This window comes from Paenibacillus chibensis, from assembly GCF_004001045.1.
GTDB lineage: Bacteria > Bacillota > Bacilli > Paenibacillales > Paenibacillaceae > Paenibacillus_AQ > Paenibacillus_AQ chibensis.
The window spans coordinates 17894-36062 of the sequence record NZ_BIMK01000038.1; the positions used below are offsets into that span (position 1 = coordinate 17894).

An 18169-nucleotide genomic window follows, 5' to 3' on the forward strand; every position below is an offset into this window, starting at 1 on the left:
TTCCATAAAAGCATAAAAAAGCTCCACTGCCGCTGAAGCGGCACCGTGGAGCTTTTTTGTCGTGCTGTGAATTGAAATTCAACTTAACAGCATCAATATAATGGACGAAAGGGAGAGGCAGAAGCTGATCAAATAAATGAATACGACAGCTTGTTTGGGGCTAAGGCCCCAGGACAGCAGGCGGTAATGAAGCTGGCTGCGGTCGGCCTTGTATACGGGTTGTCCGTTCAAATAACGTTTGATGACAACGTAAATGTTGTCGAAGATCGGAACGCCGAGTGCCAGCACCGGCACCAGAATCGAAATGACGGTTACCTGCTTGAATGCGCCGTCCAAAGCAATAATCCCGAGCATGAATCCGATAAAGGTGGCACCTGCGTCCCCCATATAAATTTTGGCGGGGGGCTTGTTGTATTTCAGGTAGCCGAGCGCGACCCCAACCAGGATGATGGCCATGATGGCGGATTGGGACTGGCCTTTGGCAATCGCCACGACAAACAGCGTCAAAGCTGAAATGCCGGCTACGCCGCCGGACAGACCGTCGAGACCGTCCATGAAATTAATGACCGTCGTCACACCGAAAATCCAAAGAATCGTGAGAATGAACTGAAGCCATTCCGGAAATACGATCATTTGCCCGGCAAACGGAATCGTAACTCCGACGAAGGAAATGCCGGAGAAGTAGACGATGACCGCAGCCGCTACCTGCACGATCGTTTTGGGAAGGGCGGGAAAATCCTTGCCGCGCGTTTTGTACCAATCGTCCACCATGCCGATCGCGAGAATCAGCAGCGAGCCGGCGATAATGCCTGCCATTTCGCCGTCCCAATGCCGGCTCAGGATCAAATACGGGACCATGAAACCGAGGAAGATGGCGATGCTCGCCAAATGGGGAACCGGTTCCTTGTGTATTTTCCGGCTGGTGGGCCTGTCGACAAAATCGACCCGGATGGCAAGCTTCCGCAGAGGCGGAATAAGGGCGAGGACAATGACTAGCGATAAAATAAATCCGATTACATACACAATTTTTCGGCCTCCATCACTTCAGTTAACAATATAACTCTTGCGGTAACTTCCATATTCAGGCATTTTTCTGGGAAAAGCTCTATTTCTAACTAGGATAATACCTATTTTTACAAAAGACAACGCCAAATATTTAATACTTCCATAACATACCAATCGAACACATTTAACAAATGTATACGAAAATAGACCTATATCCAATATGCGATTAGAAAAGGGTGAGCCATTTGAAAAACAATAAAATGCTTCAGATCATTGCAGCAGCAGCTATCGTAACCACAGCCCTGTCGGCGGGAACTGCCGAAGCAGCGACCGTTAAAGCACCTGCCAAAAGTCCTGCCTCCAAAACCGTGGCAGCGAAATTTGCGGTTTCCAGCGCACAAGTTTTGGTAAACGGCCATGATGTTACCGTTCAAATGCTGCAAGCCGGAAACGGCAAGCTGATCGCCGTAAGCGATCTGGCCAAAGCATTCGGTGCTTCCGTGACTTCCGCCAAAGGTGTCATCACCATCACAACAGGCAAAGACGGTCACAACCTGCAGTTTCAAGCGGGCTCCAAAACGTTCAAGCTGAACGGCGAGGCACACTCTTTTACGACAGCGCCGGTTCTGCAGGACAACCGTTCCTACGTTGAAGTGAAGCCGATTGTGGCTGCGCTTGGCGGTGAAATTCTGGACGGGCAAACGCTGAACGTCCTGACGAAGGAAAGAATCTCCGGAAGCTTCGCATCCGTAAACTTTGACGCTAGAGGTCAAGTTTTCGCGGTAAGAGATGATGCGGATCCGGCCGAGCTGCTGCAGCTGAACAGCGATTACAGCTCATCCTTATTATCTTCAACGGACAACTTGCTGAGTATGACAATTTCTCCGAGCGGCGACACGGCAGCTTATACGGATGAAACCGGACAACTGTATCTGGTGGCGCTTCACGGCGGCTCCCCGCTCAAACTGGGCTCGGATACATCCGTGAAAACCGATCTGACTTGGTCGGCCGACGGCAAAAAAATCTTTTTCGTGCAGGGCGACAAGCAGGAGAAAATTTCTTACATAACCCTGGACGGCAAAATCACCGAAGTGGTAGCGGACAAGGTTGAAAACAAATCCGAGGTGCATGTGTCTCCAGACGGAAACAAAATTTCCTATATCGTCAACATTACCGGCGTAGCGTCAACCGACAAGGACGGTACGGAAGATTCCTTGAAAATTGACTACTCCAGTGCGGGCGAGCAAATTTATACGCTGGATCTGGGTGTGAAGGACGCTAAACCGGCAGCTGTCACCACTTCGGCTGACAATAAGCTGTATCCGGCGTTCCTGAGCAACGGCAGCGTAGCCTATCTGAGCGCGGATTCCGATAATCCGAACGCCAAAGGATCCATCAAAGCAATTTCCGCAGACGGCAAAAATCAGGATCTCATCAATGATGTGGACGTGACGATCAGCGCGGCAAGCGCGAACGGAAACCTGGTTGCTGCAGGTGAAGCGGCGGACGGAAGCAATAAAGTTTACAGTATCGTAGGCGGAGTCAAAACCGAAATTTACAGCACGAAAGCCGACATTACCGATCTGGCAATTTCCGCGGACGGCAAGCGCGTGGTTGTTGTGGCCGACGGCAAAATTGTGGTTATCGAGAATGGCAAAGCAAGTCAGCTTACTAAATAATTTGCGGCAAATCGAGAGGAGATTATTCACATGAAATGGTATAAAAAAATGTCCCTACTGGCTGCGGCGTCCCTGGTAGCCGTATCTACCCTGGTCGGCTCCGCTTCTGCGGCATCCAGCCTTTCCGGCAAAATCACCATCAACGGTTCGACGGCGCTGCTTCCGCTGACGCTGCAAGCGGCCAAGGAATTCCAGAAGCTGAATCCGAAGGTTAAAATCGCTGCATCCGGCAAAGGCTCCGTGACCGGACCGCAAGCCGTGAAAAAAGGCATCGCCGACATCGGCGCATGCGACTGGGATGCAAGCATGGACGTTCCAGGCTTCAAAGCTTTTGACGGACAGGTGGCAAACAAGGTTGCAGTCATTCCGTTCGCGACCATCACGAATAAAAACGTGAAGGTGACTAACCTGACGACCGAACAGTTGAAAGGAATTTATTCCGGAAAAATCACCAACTGGAAGGAAGTTGGCGGAGACAACGCAGACATCGTCGTCATTACCCGCGCATTCGGTTCCGGCACTCGCGTTAACTATCAAGCCAAAGCTTTGGGCGGCGGAGACATCGTCAAAAAGGATAAAAACTACAAAGAAGTGGGCTCGAGCGGCGATATGAAAACCGCTGTCGCTACAACTCCGAATGCCATCGGTTATATCGACTTGGTATACGTGAACAGCGATATCAAAGCGATCAGCCATAACGGCGTGGCACCAACGACGGAGAACGTCATCAACGGAACTTACAAAATCTGGGCATACGGCTATTACATGACCAAGGGCCAGCCTACAGGCGCAACCAAAGCATTCATCGATTACGTACAAAGCCAAAAGTTCCAGCAAGGTTCGCTTAAAAAGCTGAAATTCATTCCAATCTCTGCAATGAAATAATGCCAAGCGGCAAAGCAGCTACCGGCTGCTTGAACCTCGAAGACGTATACGACAACGGCCAGCCCTGATCGATCACGGGGCTGGCTGCTTTATAGGAGGAAAACTTGTGAGCACGTCCCCCCAGCAATTAGCGCCTGATGACCGCGCCATATTTGCCAAACCGCCCGGTAAGGAACGGTTCAGCCGATATATGCGCGCACGGATGGCAAATCGGCTGTTTAGGTATTATTTTTTGTTCAGCATTCTGGCCTTATGCTTCGTTCTTGGCCTGGTTATCTTTTTTATCGGCAAAACGGCGCTCCTGACTTTTTCCAACATCTCGTTCAAAGAGTTTTTCTTTTCGTTTAACTGGACGCCGGAAGAAGATCATTTTGGGGCTGCCGGCATCATCGTGAATACGCTGACCCTGACCGCCCTGACGCTGCTAATGGCCGTTCCGGTCGCTGTCGGCCTTGCCGTATTGATCGCCGAAATCGCTCCGAAATGGCTCAAAAATGTGATGCGTCCGGTCTTGGATCTGCTTGTCGGCATTCCTTCCATTGTATATGGATATCTGGGATTGACCGTCCTCATTCCTTTTTTACGCAGGCTGAGCGGAGAGAACCTGGGCGATGGACTGCTCGCAGCGGCGCTCGTGCTGGCGCTGATGGTGCTGCCGACGATATGCCGGATCAGCGACGAAGCGATTTCCATGGTGCCGAAAAAATACCGGGAAGCAGGCTATGCGCTGGGTTCCACGCGGCTTCAAGTCATGATGCGCGTGGTCATTCCCGCTGCCGGCAGAGGCATCGTTGCCGCAATCATCATGGGCATGACCCGTGCCATTGGCGAAACGATGGCAGTCGTGATGGTTATCGGCAATACGGCTCAGCTGGCGAAGTCGCTGTTCACCCCGGCTTCTGTGCTTACAAGCAACATCGTCATGCAGATTTCCAACGTGGAGTTTGATTCCACCTGGAACTATGCGCTGCATATGATGGCATTCCTGCTGCTGGTCATTTCGTTCATCCTCATTCTGTTTATCCGTTATCTTGGACGAAAAGGAAGTGACAAGGCATGACGGATATGACGCGCAGCCGTAAAATGCAGCGTTCGCTTGTGTATAACAAACTTGCAACCGGGGCCTTTTATGCCCTGGGGGCATTGGTCGTACTGCTGATCCTGTGGCTTCTCTTCACGATTCTGAGCAAAGGACTTCCCGGATTATCGCTGGACTTCCTGCTTAAGCTGCCGGAGGACATGGATGCTGGGGGCGGCATTGGACCGGTATTGTTCAATTCCTTCTATATATTGTTTCTTTCGCTTGTCATCTCGATCCCGATCGGGGTGGGAGCAGGGATTTATATGGCGGAATACGCGCCCGAAAACCGATTCACCGAAGTGCTCCGCATTTGCGTGGAAAGCTTGTCATCCGTACCGTCCATCGTTTTCGGGATGCTTGGCCTCGCCATTTTCGCAGAGTATTTTCAAATCGGCTTGACCATTCTGGGCGGCGCTGTCAGTCTCGCGTTCCTGAATTTGCCGATGCTGGCACGGGTAACGGAAGAATCTGTGCGGGCGGTACCGAACGATGTGAAGAATGCCTCTTACGCCCTTGGCATGACCAAGTTCCAATGCATTCGCACGGTAGTGCTTCCGATGGCACTGCAGGGGATCATCACGGGCATCTGTCTCGTGGCCGGCCGGGCATTTGGCGAATCGGCCGTTATTTTGCTGACAGCGGGTCTCAGCACCTCGGGCGAAATGTGGGATTTCAATTTGTTTTCCCCGGGCGAGACGCTTGCGGTTCATCTCTGGTACGTTCAATCGGAAGCCATCGTTGAAGACGCTGCGTCGATTGCCGACAGATCGGCAGCGGTGCTTGTCATCATCGTGCTGCTGATCAATCTGCTGTTCCGGATTCCGCTCTGGATCAATAACCGCAAGCTGAAGAAATAACCCGTTTTCAGGCTCTAAACATAAAAGAACCTTCTTTCCCAAGGGAGAGAAGGTTCTTTTTTAGATATGATTGCAAACCGCCGCTTGTCAGCTTCGAAAGTCATCGGTAGTTGTTATAGCTTCGTTAACCTTTGATTCCGTTCATGGCAATGCCTTCAATGAAATACCGCTGCAAGAAAATAAACAGGATGATGATCGGCAGTGTCGCCATGACCGCTCCGGCCATCAGCAGCGGATAATCGGTGGAGTGCTGGCCTTGAAAGGTGGAGATGCCGATCGACAGCACGCGCATATCTTCGGAGCTGGTCATGATGAGCGGCCAGAGCAGCTCGTTCCAGGAAGCCAGAATAGTGAAGATCGCCAAAGACACCAGGGCGGACTTGGAAAGCGGCAGATAGATGCTCCAATAGATGCGGAAGTAGCTGCAGCCGTCGATTTTCGCGGCTTCCTCCAGATCCTTGGGCAGCGTCATGAAGAACTGGCGCAGCAGGAAGGTGCCGAAGGCGCTGAAGATGCCCGGAATAATGAGTACATAAAACGTGTCGAGCCAATTCAGCTCACGCATAATGACGAAGCTCGGAATCATGACCACTTGGGATGGAACCATCAGAACGGCGAGCAGCGCCAGGAAAATGATGTTCTTGCCCGGGAACTTCAGGCAGGCGAAGGAGTAGGCTGCAAGTGAGCAGAGCAGCAGCTGCCCGACCGTTCTTCCTACCGTGACTACAATGGTATTGGCGTAATACCGGCCGAAATCGATGGTGCTCAGCACCTTGGCGTAATTGTCAAAATGCCACTCCATCGGAAACAGAGTCGGCGGCACCTTCATGGAGTCGGCAAACGATTTGAAGGATGTGGACAACATCCATAAAAATGGCATGATCATGATCACGGCGCCGGCAATCAGCAGTATATGCACCGCGATCCGGCGGGTTCTGTCCGCGGCATAGCTTGTCATTGATGTGTCCCTCCTTGATTATTGGTAATGAACCCAGCGCTTCTGAAAGTACATCTGAAAAGCCGTGATTACCAGGATGACAATGAACAGGATAAAGGCTTCCGCGGACGCATAGCCCATATTAAAGTACTTGAAGCCGTCCTCCCATATGCTGTACACGACCGTACGGGTCGAATCCAGCAGCGAGGTCTGCTGTCCCATCATGATGAAGACCAGATCAAATACCTGGAAGGAGTTGATGAAGGACATGACCAGGACAAAAAACAGGCTTGGCGTCAACAAGGGAAGTGTAATCCGGAAGAAGCGGTAGAGCGTCCCGGCGCCGTCCAAGGAGGCCGCTTCATAATAGCTTGCCGATATGCCTTGCAGGCCGGAAAGCAGAATGACCGCATTATAGCCGATACTGGTCCAGACGCTGACAATTACGATCGAAAATAAGGCGAATTTCTCGTCGAACAGCCAGTTCGGCTGCGGCAAATGCAGCGATCCGAGCACGAAATTGATCAGCCCGAATTCCGAATTGTAGAGCCATTTCCACACCATGCCGACGGCAATGGGCATCGTGATGACGGGAATAAAATAAAGCGTCCGGTAAAGAATCATTCCCTTGATTTTTTGATTGAGCAGTACCGCGAGGATCACGGCCAGAGCGATGGATATCGGTACCGTGGCTACAGTGTAGAGCAGGGTGTTGAGCAGCGAACGGACGAATTTCTCGTCTCCCGCAAGCTGTACGAAATTATCGATCCCGTTAAAGACGGGGGAGGACATGCCGTCCCACGTCGTGAAAGAGAGAAACAGCGAGGCGGCGGAGGGGGCCATATAGAAAACGGCAAGCCCCAGAGCCACCGGCAGGATGAACAAATAACCCCAGGCCGCTTCGTGAAACGCAAGCCTGGAGATTTTGCGCTTTTTCTTGACGGGGATGTCAGGCTGATGCTTCGCTGAAGCCGCTTGAATACTCACGGGCAGCACCTTCCTTTCGTGTCTTGTCGGTCAGCCCCTTGGGAGGGGCTGGCCGGTTATCCAAAGGGAAACACTATCATGTGTGCCAAGGCTACTTCTTTCCTTCTGAAGCGAGAATTCCATTCATCTTGTCGGCTATTGTTTTGAGCGCCACCTCAAACGTCTTCTTGCCGAGGAAGGCATCCTGAATCTCCTTCGATTCGACATCCTGCCACTCAGCCGTCTTCTCGGATACCGGATAAGGGACGGCAAATTTGAGACTGTCCACAAAAACCTGCAGGTTCAAAGAAGGAATCGATTTAAGCCAGCCGTCCTCGGTGCCTTTGTATGCAGGAATGCTGAAACCGGAGTCTGCCAGCAGCTGCTCGCCTTCCTTGCCGGAGAGAACCTGAATCAGATCCCACGCTTCTTTTTCATGCTTGGTCTTCCCGTTCATGGCCCAGCTGAGTCCATGGACGATGGTGGCTTGCTTTTTGCCTGCCGGCAGTGGAGCTACGCCCAGCTTGTCGCCGAGCAGCTTGTACAGCTCCGGAGCGCTGACGGAAATGGCGGGAAACATGGCAATCTTGCCCGAACCGAACAGCTGAAGCGGCTTCGTTTCAAGCTGCTGCTGCGCGCTCGGGGAATAGCCTTTTTCCATCAGGCTTTGCTCCCACTTGAAAGCGGACAGCGTTTCGGGAGAATCAAAACCGGAAGTTTTCTTGTCATCCGAAATGACGTAACCTCCAGCCTGGTGAATGAGATCGTAATAACCGGACTGACTGTCGACGAGTGCTGCGTAACCGTAAACGCCATTTGATTTATCGGTCATTTTGGCGGCGTTCTCTTCGATCGTGTTCCAGGTCCATTTGTCATCCGGATAGGCGATTCCGGCTTTGTCAAATAATTCCTTGTTATAGTAAAGACCTACGGCGTCAAGGAAATACGGGAGGCCGTACAGATGGTCCTTGTAAGAATAGAGATTCACAAGCGCGTCCGTGTATACAGAGGTGTCGAGCTTGCTTTCATCAATCAGGGGCTGGAGATCTTTGATCCAGCCGTTCGAGGCATAAGCGTAGAAGTTGGGGCCGTTCATCCAAAACACGTCGGGGCCGCTGTTGCCGGCGAGGCTGGTCTTAAGCTTGGTCCAGTAATCGGCCCATGGCGTATACGTGACCTTCACTTCAACATCCGGGTGGCTTTTATTGTACACCTGGATGGTTTTGGTGAGCGTGTCCTTGACGTTTTTATCCCATAAGGCGACGTTGATGACTTTCTTTCCGCCTGCATCCCCAGAGGAAGAACCGCCGCAGCCGGCTAAAACCGTAGTAAACAGGAACAGAATCGTTATGAGTCCAGAAATTCTCATCGACATTTCCTCCTTAAATTGTTTAAAATACGGATTTATTCTTCAATTTACGCTGCCTGATATGTAAGCTGACCTCCTTTCCTGCCTTATACTGTCATAGTTATTCCATTCACCGAAAAAAGTGAATGCAAGTCATAATCAAAAGCGGGTTGCATTTCAGGAAAACTATGGCATCTGTTGCGTAAGATTATAGCTTTGCAGTATATTTTTTTCAAGTAAGCGATTACAAAAATAACAAATTTTATTTTTTAGCCGAATCAGAAAGCGTACATATAATTTCAATTGGAATAAGTCTTGGGAAAGGTGCCGGACGAACTATATTTCACCGGTGAAATGGAATAGTATGGAATATAATATCGTATTTTGAAAAAGAAAGGAGAACCCGATTGAAAAAAATGCGAAAAGGCGATTTGAAGCTTGTTCAGGAGCTCAACCGTTCGATCATTTTGAATAAAATCCGGAGTCAGGGACCGATTTCCCGCATCAGCCTGGCCAAGGAATGCCGCATCAGCCCTTCGACCGTCGCTTCGGCGGTGCAGGAGCTGATGAAGGAGGGATACGTGTCCGAAGTGGGCGAAGGCGAATCGAGCGGGGGGAGAAAGCCGATTCTGCTGCAGTTTGCGCCGGATAACCATTTTATTATTGCAGCGGTCATTACCAATAGCGCGATCGAAGTGGCGGAGCTGAACCTGGATGCCAACCTGCTACGCAAGCGGGTCAAACCCGTAGAGGGCCAAAAAGGCGATGAGGTCATTCGGCTTATGACGGAGGAACTAGACCGGTTCATGGAGGAAGGCGGAGGGCTTGATCGCTGCATCGGCATTGCCGTCACGGTTCCCGGAGTGGTGAATGTGGAGGAAGGAATCGTGTATTACAATTCGAAGCTTCGCCTGGACAATGTCCCCTTGAAGATGATTATCGAGCAGCGCTACGGTCTCAGGACGTGGATCGAAAACGACGCCAATGCCGTCGTGCTCGCGGAGCGGAGATTCGGAAGCTGGGGAGACCATCAGGATTTAATTTACATTGTGGTCGGAGATGGCGTGGGAGCAGGGATCCTGGTTAATGACAGCGTGTTGAGGGGGAGCAGGGGCGGCGCCGGCGAATTCGGTCATACAAGCGTAAGCCGGAGCGGCATCCGCTGCGAGTGCGGAAACGTAGGCTGTCTGGAAAATGCGATCAGCTGGCCTACCGTATATTCGAAAATTGTGGCGGGAATATCGTCCGGAAGGCCGACGTGGATAAATGGGCAGTGCAGGGGTAACTTTTCGGAGATAAATCCGTCTTTATATAAAGAAGCTGTTCGGCTTGGCGATCCCCTTGCCCTGGATATTAACGAAGAGATTGCCGAGCATCTGAGCGCGGGCATCGTTAATCTGGTGAATTTGTTCAATCCCGGAGCGATCATTCTAGACGGATGCCTTGCCTATGACAATCCCGCGTTGCTGGAGAGGGTCAGGGATCATGTTCTTAAACATGCCATGCGGGTATTGAAGGACGAGATCAGCATCGCCCAGTCTTCGCTGGGACCTGATGGCAGCCTGATTGGCGGAGCCGCTGTCGTGTTGCGTCACATTTTCAGGTTTTCCTTGGCCGAGGGCTGAATCCTTCACAAAATATCTACATATATTGGTGTTGAATCGTGGCAGATCGCGGAGTACAATAATTCAGCATAGTTTTGAGCCTTACCGGGCCAAGAAGACAAAGGGCCCCAATTTTTGCATACAGAAAGGTACTGATGAAATGACTTGGCTTACGACCAGGATTCCCAAGCCGCTGCTTCGCTGGGCTCCTCTGCTCTTGATGCTTATTTTTCCCGTTCTCGGAAACTTATATCACTTGGTGAACCAGCCGACCCATAAGGTGTATTCGCTCCTTACGCCTCTGGATCAAGCGATGCCGTTCATTAAATATTTCGCATTGCCTTACGGGGTTTGGATTTTCTACATTTATGTCTGCATCGTATACTTCTTTTTCCGGGACCGTCCGTCTTATTACCGCTCGCTGCTCCTTTATACGGTATGCGCGCTGACGTGCTACGGGGTGTATCTTGTTTTTCAAACGACCGTGCCGCGGCCAGTCGTCCTCGGGGATGATCCGTTTGCGCAGCTGTCCCGTTTTATTTACAATCGTGATCAGCCGTTCAATTGTTTTCCTAGCATCCACTGCTTCTCCAGCTACATGGTGATGCGGATGATCTGGAAAAGTCCGGCACGCAATCGCGTCAACGTGACGCTCATCAGCGGAATGTCGCTTCTGATCATTGCCTCGACTCTCTTTATGAAGCAGCATGTGATCATGGATGTCGTTGGAGCCATAGCGATCGTGGAAATTTATAGCTTCCTGTTCATTAAGCTGCCATCGCTTTACCGGAACAAAATGGCTTCCCAGCATCGTGAATTTCAGGCGTGACTGTATGTGATGATTATTGAAAAGCACAAGGACTGCTCCTTAAAGGGGCAGTTCTTTTTTTTGGAATCGGAAAGAAAGTAAAACAAATCCAATATTCCATTAATTTAATTACATATTGTTTTCAGAAAAAAGTCTGCAAAATACGAAAATGTATGCTACAATGAACCAAACATCCTATGTTTGGAGGAATCGCTATGACAAACTTGCAGCGGCCCATGAAACGAACGCTGGTCGAGCAAATCGTGGCCCAGCTGGAAGAATTGATCGAGAACGGCACCTGGCCGGTCGGAGACCGCATTCCTGCGGAACCTGAATTGGTCAAAGAGCTTGGCGTCAGCAGAAATACGATCCGCGAAGCCATTCATGCCTTGATTCATGCTGGCATGCTCAGAACCCGGCAGGGCGACGGAACCTATGTCTGCTCGTCGAGCAGCCTGGCGCCGGCACTAACGCGCAGGCTGGAGCGCTGCGAGCTCAGCGATACGCTGGACGTGCGTTCCGCGCTGGAACAGGAAGGTGCCCGCTTGGCGGCGCTGCGGCACACACCGGAGGATCTTGAACGCATACGGTCCGCTTACCAACAGGTGCGCTACGCGTGGGAAGAGCGGGACTTTGAACACCTGATCCGGCTCGATTACGCCTTTCACAGCGCAATTATTGCCGCGGCCCACAATGCCATATTAAGCGACCTGTATGATTCGATCAGCGAGGCGGTTCAGATGGCGGTGCATGAGGGCAGCACAAGCCTGGAGCTGCTGCGGATTCACACGGAGCTGAACGAAAAGCTTGTGGAGGGAATCGTCGCCAGGAATGCGGCAGGTGCAGCGGATACGGTTCGGGCTTATATCGACGCATCGCGAACCATGCTGCTTCAGGATATAGAAGGAGGAAATGAGAAACATCATGAATAACACCACTACGCAAGCCAATCAACGGACGGGCAGCGGGCCGGCATCGAACGGCATGAAAGCCGCCTTGCTGCTCGTCGGCATAATTTTGATCGCAACCACGCTGCGGTCCCCGATTACGGCGGTCGGGCCGCTGATTGAAACGATTCGCAGCGATACCGGCATGTCGCATACGCTGGCCGGACTGCTTACCACGTTCCCGCTGCTGGCGTTTGCCCTGATGTCCCCGCTGGCTCCGCGCATCTCGCGGCGCTGGGGCATGGAGCGGACTTTGTTTTTCGGCATCTGTGCCGTTACCGCCGGCATCCTTTTGCGGTTCATCCCGTCGCTGGCCGCTTTGTTCGGAGGCACGATTTTGCTGGGTCTGGGGATCGCGCTTGGAAACGTATTGCTGCCGAGCTTGATCAAGCGGGACTTTCCGCTGCGAACCGGCGTCATGACAGGCATTTATTCCGTATCGATGAATATTTTCGCGGCCGTCGCCTCCGGCATCAGTGTGCCAATGGCCGGACAGCTGCATTCGGGATGGCGCGGTTCCCTGCTGACATGGGGAATTCTGGCCGTGCTGTCGGTGCTGGCTTGGCTGCCGCAGCTTAAATACCGGCAAGATGCGATGCAGGCGCAGGTTTCCGGCAAAAGCAGCGTTTGGACCTCGAAGATCGCTTGGCAGGTGACGATCGTAATGGGATTGCAATCGTTCGTATTTTATTCCATCGTCGCCTGGCTTCCGGAAATTCTGACTGAGCGCGGCATGAGCCCGTCCGCTTCCGGCTGGATGCTGTCGCTGATGCAGGTGTTCAGCGTGCCGGTTACCTTTATCGTGCCGATCCTGGCGGCCCGCTTCAAAAATCAGCGTCTGCTCGTATTCTTGACGTTCCTGTGCTTCATGCTGGGCTTCACGTTGCTGCTGACAGGCGTTAGTGCGCTGGTTCCGGTCGCGGTCATTCCGATTGGCATGGGAACAGGGGCCGCGTTCGGCCTCGTGACGATGTTTTTCGTGCTTCGCACCCGCCATTCCCAGCAGGCGGCGGAATTGTCCGGCATGGCGCAGTCCATCGGCTATTTGCTGGCAGCGGTCGGACCGCTGCTGTTCGGCCTTGTGCATGACCTGACCGGCAGCTGGACGGCCGCTATGATTCTGCTGCTTGTCGTCGGTATGGTCTATATGCTTGCGGGCTGGGGAGCAGGAGCCAACCGGTTCATCGGAGAAAACGAATAAAATGAATCTTAAAACAGGAGCGCCTACGTTCGGTTGACGATAACCGAACGTAGGCGCTTTTGCGTCGTAAGCTTCTTTACCGGGCAAGAGAGTATGCTTGAGAACGGAGGGGAAGAAGCATGAGAAAAGAGCTGCCGTACAACTCTTGTTCTCGATGCTACTTCAGTGAAGCAGCCTCCGCGGGTTTCTCCGCCATCACGCGCAACCGTCTGTGGTCGGCGTATATCGCGCCGTCTTTCCACAAGGCAGCACGCACCTTGTCGCCAATTTTGGCGCAAGCCTCTCGTACGGCTTCCTGCGGCATCCCTTGAAAGAAATCGTCGCCGAATTGGGCCAGCCAGCTGAGCATGCCGTCCGCGCCGTCATGAAGCTTGGTGGGGCGGTCAAAATAGTACACCATGCGTACGACGAATCCTTGCTTTTCCAGAAGGGAGCTATACTCGGCAGGGCTAGGAAAATACCACGGATTTCTTGCGGCCGCTTCGATTCCGTAATCCGAGGTTAATACCTCCGTAATTGCGTCGACGATCGCCCGCACATTGCCTGCGCCTCCGAACTCGGCGACGAACCGGCCGCCGGGCTTTAAAGCGTTCCATACGCTTTTGGCCACCCCTGCGGCATCCTGCATTCAGTGAAGCGCGGCATTGGAGAAGACCGCGTCGCATGCATAATTCAGTTTGAAACGCTGGGCGTCACCGACGGCAAACACGATCTCGGGATACTTCTCTTGCGCTCGGCGGATCATGTCCCCAGAGGCGTCCAAGCCGCCAACGCGTGCGCCCGCCAAGGATATTTCATGCGTCAGGTCGCCCGTTCCGCAGCCTAAATCCAGAATGACTTCATCCTTCGCGGGCTGCAGCCAGGCAATCAGGTCCTTGCCGTACGAAGACACAAAGTGGAGCTTTTGATCATAGGAACCCGGCTGCCACTGATTTTTCAAATTCATGATTCAAGCACCTCCATTTGGTTTGCTGGCCTTATTGTGGCATAGTGAGTCCTATAAGTGAAATATATTAATGATATAAAACATATAGTTTATAACTATAAGAGTCCGGACCTTCCAACGCTCGTTTTGAGAGAAGATGCGCATGATAATCTTTTTTTCTTATATGAAAACCTAGTCATATCAAGGGTTGACGGCCTCCAGAGCTTGATGGTCAAGCCGCCGGTCATTTGGATATATGCTATATTTTAGATATGTGAGAACGGTAAAGGGAATGTAAAGTATCGTACAAGGAGGGAAGTACCCGATGAAAAACTTTGAACTCCTCACCCGTTATCTGAAGCAAAACAAGCTGCTCTATTTGATGGCAATCGTGCTGATCATCTTGTCGAACGTAGACCAGTCTTTGCTGCCGCAGGTGCTGGGCAACGTCACGGACGGTTTGAAGGACGGCACGCTGGGACGGGAGGGAATCATTCAGCAAAGCCTGATTTTGCTTGCGATCGCCGTGTCGTACGGCATTTTGTTCGGACTCGGCCAGTTTACGATCATGAGGCTGGGACGGCGCTTCGAATTTTTGACCCGGGGGCGCATATTTGCGCAGTTTTCCCGGCTGAGCGAAGATTTCTTTTCCAAGCAGGGGACCGGCAAGCTGCTGAGTTATGTCATGAATGATGTGACCTCGGTTCGCGAAGCGATATCCTTTGGGGTAACGCAAACGACCAACGCGGTGTTCATGGTGATCTCATGCGTGGCGATGATGCTCATTACAGGCATTCCTGTCATTTTGATTCTGGTCAGCGTATGCCCGCTGATCCTGATTCCTTTTCTGGTCATCTATTTCGGCCCGCGCATTCGCGAAAGATCCATGCATGTGCAGGAAGATTTGGCAACCATGACCGAATCGGCCGACGAGCAAATCGGCGGAATCCGCGTGACAAAGACCTTCGCCATGGAGGCAACCGCGCAAAAAAGATTTGACGAAACCGTCGATGGCGTGCGGTCCGCGCAGCTTCGGCTGGTTCGGATGTCCTCTCTGTTCCAGGCAATCCTGCCTTTTCTTGGGGCATTATCTCTTGTGGTTTCGCTTCTCGTCGGCGGATACATGACCATTCAGCATCACCTGACGCTGGGGAACTTCGTTGCGTTAACCTTCTACTTACGGATGCTGACCGGACCCCTGCAGCAGATCGGCAATGTCATCAACATGATGCAGCGTTCCGGCGCTTCACTGGAACGGGTCAATCGGCTGTTGGCCGAGGTGCCGAGCGTAAGGGATCATGATGCAGCGATCGAGCTGGATTCCATTGGCGATATTGAGATCAGCCACCTGAATTTCTCTTATCCGGGCACTTCGGAAAAGGCGCTTCAGGATATCAGCTTTACCATCCGTAAGGGTCATACGATCGGACTCATCGGCCGCACGGGCAGCGGAAAATCCACGCTGGCAAAGCTGCTGCTTCGTGTATATGAGCCTCCGGCCGGCAGCATCCGCGTCAGCGGGGAGGATATCACGGAAGTATCGCTTGAGACGCTGCGGCGCAAAATCGGTTATGTCCCGCAGGATGGCTTTATGTTCAGTACGGATATTGCCGATAACATCGCCTTCAGCGACCGTTCCGCGAATATGGAGCAGGTACAGCGCGCGGCGGACCAAGCTTTACTGCTGGAAAGCGTAAACACATTCAAGGAAGGCTTCCAGACCAAGCTCGGTGAACGCGGCCTTACGCTTTCAGGCGGTCAAAGGCAGCGCGCCAGCCTGGCGAGGGGCCTGATGAAAAGGCCGGAGCTGCTTATTCTCGATGACAGCATGAGCGCGGTGGATACATTGACGGAATCCGGCATTTTGAGCAATCTCGTCAAAGAGCGGCAGGGTAAAACCACGCTGATTATCGCCCACCGGATCAGCAGCGTGCAGCATGCGAACGAAATTATCGTGCTGGACGAAGGACGGATTGTGCAGCGCGGAAGCCATGAAGAGCTTATGGCACGTAGGGACGGATTGTACGCATCCATGTATCGGATTCAACAGGAGGGACTGCAGCATGCCTAATCCACAGGCCGCCGCGTTGGCGGCACAACAGTCATCCGGCAAGAGCAAAGGAAAGTCTTTTGAAGCTTTTAATAATATATTGAAGTACGCCAAGCCGCATAAGCTTACGTTTGCCGGTATTTTTATCTGCGCGCTGCTTGGCATTTCAGCGGATTTGCTCCAGCCCTTTCTGGTCAAAATCGTCATCGACGATCATCTGGCCAAAGGCAAAGCCGAGTTTGGCTTCATCGCCCTTATGGCGGGAATATATCTGGGAATCTCGCTCATCAGTTTTCTGTTTACATATCTGCAAAATAACCTCCTTCAGTTTGCCGGACAGGGCATCGTGGCGAAGATTCGAAAAGATTTGTTTCATCATATCTCTAAACTTTCCATGTCTTACTTCGACAAGGTCCATCGCGGAAGCCTGGTTACGAACGTGTCCAGCGACACCGAGACGATCAGCCAATTTTTCACCCAGGTTCTCCTGAGCCTGATCCGCGACGGAATGACGCTTATCCTCATTATCTATTTCATGTTCCGTCTGGATACGACGCTGGCCTGGTATTCTCTGACCATTTTGCCCGTGATCGCGCTGGTGGCCTTCATGTTCCGGCGTTATTTGCGCCAGGCTTATCAAGTGACACGCAGCCGGCTGTCGCGGCTGATCGGCTTCATTGCGGAGAATCTCTCCGGCATGGGCCTCATCCAAGCCTTTCGCCAAGAAGAAGAACAAACCCGGCGCTTTAACGAGCATAATGAGAGCTATTGGGAAGGCAATATGCGCGAAGTACGGGCCAATGTTTTGTTTAACCGCACCTTTGATATTTTGGGAAACCTGGCCCTCGTTTTGGTCGTGTGGCTTGGCGGCATGGCCGTCTTCCACAATGCGATGGAGGTTGGCGTCCTTTATGCTTTCACGAGCTATATCCGGCAATTTTTCCAGCCGATCAACCAAATCACGATGCAGTGGAACACGTTTCAATCGACGATGGTCTCCATGGACCGGATCTGGAAAATACTCAGCACCGAGCCGGAGGTCCAAGATCCGCAGCCTGATCGCCGCAAGATGCTGAAAGCGGACGATGCCCGCGGTAAAGTGGATTTCGATCATATTACATTCGGATATTCGCCGTCGAGTCCGGTGATCCCCGATCTTGATCTGCATCTGGATGCCGGAGAGATGGTTGGGATCGTAGGTACGACGGGGGCTGGAAAAAGCACGCTGATCAGCCTGCTGAACCGGTTTTACGATGTGAACGGCGGCAGCATCCGGATTGACGATATCGATATTCGCAATATTCCGCAGCAGCAGCTTCACCGTCTGGTCGGACTTATTCAGCAGGAGCCGTTCCTGTTCTCGGGCAGCGTGCTGGACAATGTCCGTCTTTTTCAAACCGACATTTCCCGGGAAAAGGTGACGGAGGCGTGCCGGCATGTCGGGGTGCATGATATGATCATGCGGATGCCGCAGGGGTATGACTCGCTGCTCTCGGAACGGGGCAGCGGGCTGTCCGCGGGTGAACGCCAGCTAATCTCCTTTGCACGGATCATGGTATTCGAGCCGAGGATTCTGATCCTTGACGAGGCGACGGCGCATCTGGATTCGCAGACGGAGCAGCTCGTACAAAATGCCCTGCAAACCGTGTCCGAGGGACGCACGACGCTGATCATCGCGCATCGGTTGTCCACGGTAATGCACGCCGACCGCATTCTCGTCATGAAGGACGGAAGAGCGGTGGAGGAGGGGACGCATGATGAGCTGCTTGCCATGCACGGCTATTACGAGCAGCTGTACCATCATGCGCGGCAGGCGTCGGAGGAGGAATAGGTTACGGGGATTCACAATGCTGAGTACGAAACATTCCTCTGATCG

16 protein-coding genes are annotated in these 18169 nt (G+C 52.4%); 10 read left to right on the forward strand and 6 right to left on the reverse strand.

Annotation, left to right across the window (positions count from 1 at the left end; all coding sequences use genetic code 11):
• Positions 1-78: 78 nt before the first annotated feature.
• Entirely contained in the window at positions 79-1026 is a 948-nt protein-coding gene (locus PCH05_RS23115) for an MraY family glycosyltransferase (RefSeq protein ID WP_127606355.1), read from the reverse strand.
• A 224-nt stretch (positions 1027-1250) separates the two neighbouring features.
• Between PCH05_RS23115 and PCH05_RS23120 the strand changes: the two genes are divergently transcribed.
• The 4 genes from PCH05_RS23120 to pstA all read left to right on the forward strand — a co-directional run bounded on the left by PCH05_RS23120 (position 1251) and on the right by pstA (position 5507).
• Positions 1251-2684 carry a stalk domain-containing protein gene (locus PCH05_RS23120; protein WP_127606357.1) on the forward strand — a complete coding sequence of 478 codons (1434 nt, stop codon included), beginning with the start codon at positions 1251-1253 and terminating at the stop codon, positions 2682-2684.
• 30 nt (positions 2685-2714) lie between these two features.
• Positions 2715-3569 (forward strand): phosphate ABC transporter substrate-binding protein, encoded by an 855-nt coding sequence (locus tag PCH05_RS23125; RefSeq protein WP_127606359.1) that lies wholly within the window; start codon positions 2715-2717, stop codon positions 3567-3569.
• A gap of 106 nt (positions 3570-3675) precedes the next feature.
• Positions 3676-4629: a phosphate ABC transporter permease subunit PstC gene (gene pstC, locus PCH05_RS23130; protein ID WP_371860577.1), complete on the forward strand. Its 954-nt coding sequence runs from the start codon at positions 3676-3678 to the stop codon at positions 4627-4629.
• Entirely contained in the window at positions 4626-5507 is an 882-nt protein-coding gene (pstA, locus tag PCH05_RS23135) for a phosphate ABC transporter permease PstA (RefSeq protein ID WP_127606361.1), read from the forward strand. The genes pstC and pstA overlap by 4 nt, the downstream gene beginning before the upstream one ends.
• Before the next feature lie 124 nt (positions 5508-5631).
• Here the strand turns inward: pstA and PCH05_RS23140 are convergent, their stop codons facing one another.
• From PCH05_RS23140 to PCH05_RS23150, 3 genes are all read right to left on the reverse strand, one after another.
• Positions 5632-6465 (reverse strand): carbohydrate ABC transporter permease, encoded by an 834-nt coding sequence (locus PCH05_RS23140; RefSeq protein WP_127606363.1) that lies wholly within the window; start codon positions 6463-6465, stop codon positions 5632-5634.
• Positions 6466-6483: 18 nt separating this feature from the next.
• Positions 6484-7431, reverse strand: a complete 948-nt coding sequence (locus PCH05_RS23145) for a carbohydrate ABC transporter permease (RefSeq protein ID WP_371860578.1) — start codon at positions 7429-7431, stop codon at positions 6484-6486.
• A 91-nt stretch (positions 7432-7522) separates the two neighbouring features.
• The gene (locus PCH05_RS23150) at positions 7523-8779 is read right to left on the reverse strand and encodes an ABC transporter substrate-binding protein (RefSeq protein ID WP_246049921.1); all 1257 of its coding nucleotides are present in this window, start codon (positions 8777-8779) and stop codon (positions 7523-7525) included.
• 395 nt (positions 8780-9174) lie between these two features.
• Here PCH05_RS23150 and PCH05_RS23155 point away from each other — a divergent pair, with 395 nt between their 5' ends.
• The 4 genes from PCH05_RS23155 to PCH05_RS23170 all read left to right on the forward strand — a co-directional run bounded on the left by PCH05_RS23155 (position 9175) and on the right by PCH05_RS23170 (position 13318).
• Positions 9175-10383 carry an ROK family transcriptional regulator gene (locus tag PCH05_RS23155; RefSeq protein WP_246049924.1) on the forward strand — a complete coding sequence of 403 codons (1209 nt, stop codon included), beginning with the start codon at positions 9175-9177 and terminating at the stop codon, positions 10381-10383.
• Positions 10384-10522: 139 nt separating this feature from the next.
• A complete protein-coding gene (locus PCH05_RS23160) occupies positions 10523-11191 on the forward strand; it encodes a phosphatase PAP2 family protein (RefSeq protein ID WP_127606369.1) in 669 nt (222 codons plus the stop codon).
• 194 nt (positions 11192-11385) lie between these two features.
• On the forward strand, positions 11386-12102 hold the full coding sequence (locus PCH05_RS23165) for a FadR/GntR family transcriptional regulator (protein WP_127606371.1): 717 nt from the start codon (positions 11386-11388) through the stop codon (positions 12100-12102).
• Positions 12095-13318 carry a CynX/NimT family MFS transporter gene (locus PCH05_RS23170; RefSeq protein ID WP_127606373.1) on the forward strand — a complete coding sequence of 408 codons (1224 nt, stop codon included), beginning with the start codon at positions 12095-12097 and terminating at the stop codon, positions 13316-13318. The genes PCH05_RS23165 and PCH05_RS23170 overlap by 8 nt, the downstream gene beginning before the upstream one ends.
• 157 nt (positions 13319-13475) lie before the next feature.
• Here the strand turns inward: PCH05_RS23170 and PCH05_RS28045 are convergent, their stop codons facing one another.
• Together PCH05_RS28045 and PCH05_RS28050 are read right to left on the reverse strand one after the other, a co-directional pair.
• The gene (locus PCH05_RS28045) at positions 13476-13928 is read right to left on the reverse strand and encodes a hypothetical protein (RefSeq protein ID WP_307719575.1); all 453 of its coding nucleotides are present in this window, start codon (positions 13926-13928) and stop codon (positions 13476-13478) included.
• A gap of 18 nt (positions 13929-13946) precedes the next feature.
• Positions 13947-14264 carry a class I SAM-dependent methyltransferase gene (locus tag PCH05_RS28050; RefSeq protein ID WP_307719576.1) on the reverse strand — a complete coding sequence of 106 codons (318 nt, stop codon included), beginning with the start codon at positions 14262-14264 and terminating at the stop codon, positions 13947-13949.
• Between the two features lie 304 nt (positions 14265-14568).
• Here PCH05_RS28050 and PCH05_RS23180 point away from each other — a divergent pair, with 304 nt between their 5' ends.
• On the forward strand, positions 14569-16314 hold the full coding sequence (locus PCH05_RS23180; RefSeq protein WP_127606375.1) for an ABC transporter ATP-binding protein: 1746 nt from the start codon (positions 14569-14571) through the stop codon (positions 16312-16314).
• Positions 16307-18124 (forward strand): ABC transporter ATP-binding protein, encoded by a 1818-nt coding sequence (locus tag PCH05_RS23185; RefSeq protein ID WP_127606377.1) that lies wholly within the window; start codon positions 16307-16309, stop codon positions 18122-18124. Before PCH05_RS23180 ends, PCH05_RS23185 begins: the two co-directional genes overlap by 8 nt.
• Positions 18125-18169 lie beyond the last annotated feature (45 nt).

Coding starts and splice junctions, on each gene's coding strand:
- PCH05_RS23125 (WP_127606359.1), top strand. CDS start 2,715: ATGAAATGGTATAAAAAAATGTCCCTACTGGCTGCGGCGTCCCTGGTA.
- pstA (WP_127606361.1), top strand. CDS start 4,626: ATGACGGATATGACGCGCAGCCGTAAAATGCAGCGTTCGCTTGTGTAT.
- PCH05_RS23140 (WP_127606363.1), bottom strand. CDS start 6,465: ATGACAAGCTATGCCGCGGACAGAACCCGCCGGATCGCGGTGCATATA.
- PCH05_RS23150 (WP_246049921.1), bottom strand. CDS start 8,779: ATGAGAATTTCTGGACTCATAACGATTCTGTTCCTGTTTACTACGGTT.
- PCH05_RS23155 (WP_246049924.1), top strand. CDS start 9,175: ATGCGAAAAGGCGATTTGAAGCTTGTTCAGGAGCTCAACCGTTCGATC.
- PCH05_RS23160 (WP_127606369.1), top strand. CDS start 10,523: ATGACTTGGCTTACGACCAGGATTCCCAAGCCGCTGCTTCGCTGGGCT.
- PCH05_RS23165 (WP_127606371.1), top strand. CDS start 11,386: ATGACAAACTTGCAGCGGCCCATGAAACGAACGCTGGTCGAGCAAATC.
- PCH05_RS23170 (WP_127606373.1), top strand. CDS start 12,095: ATGAATAACACCACTACGCAAGCCAATCAACGGACGGGCAGCGGGCCG.
- PCH05_RS28050 (WP_307719576.1), bottom strand. CDS start 14,264: ATGAATTTGAAAAATCAGTGGCAGCCGGGTTCCTATGATCAAAAGCTC.
- PCH05_RS23180 (WP_127606375.1), top strand. CDS start 14,569: ATGAAAAACTTTGAACTCCTCACCCGTTATCTGAAGCAAAACAAGCTG.
- PCH05_RS23185 (WP_127606377.1), top strand. CDS start 16,307: ATGCCTAATCCACAGGCCGCCGCGTTGGCGGCACAACAGTCATCCGGC.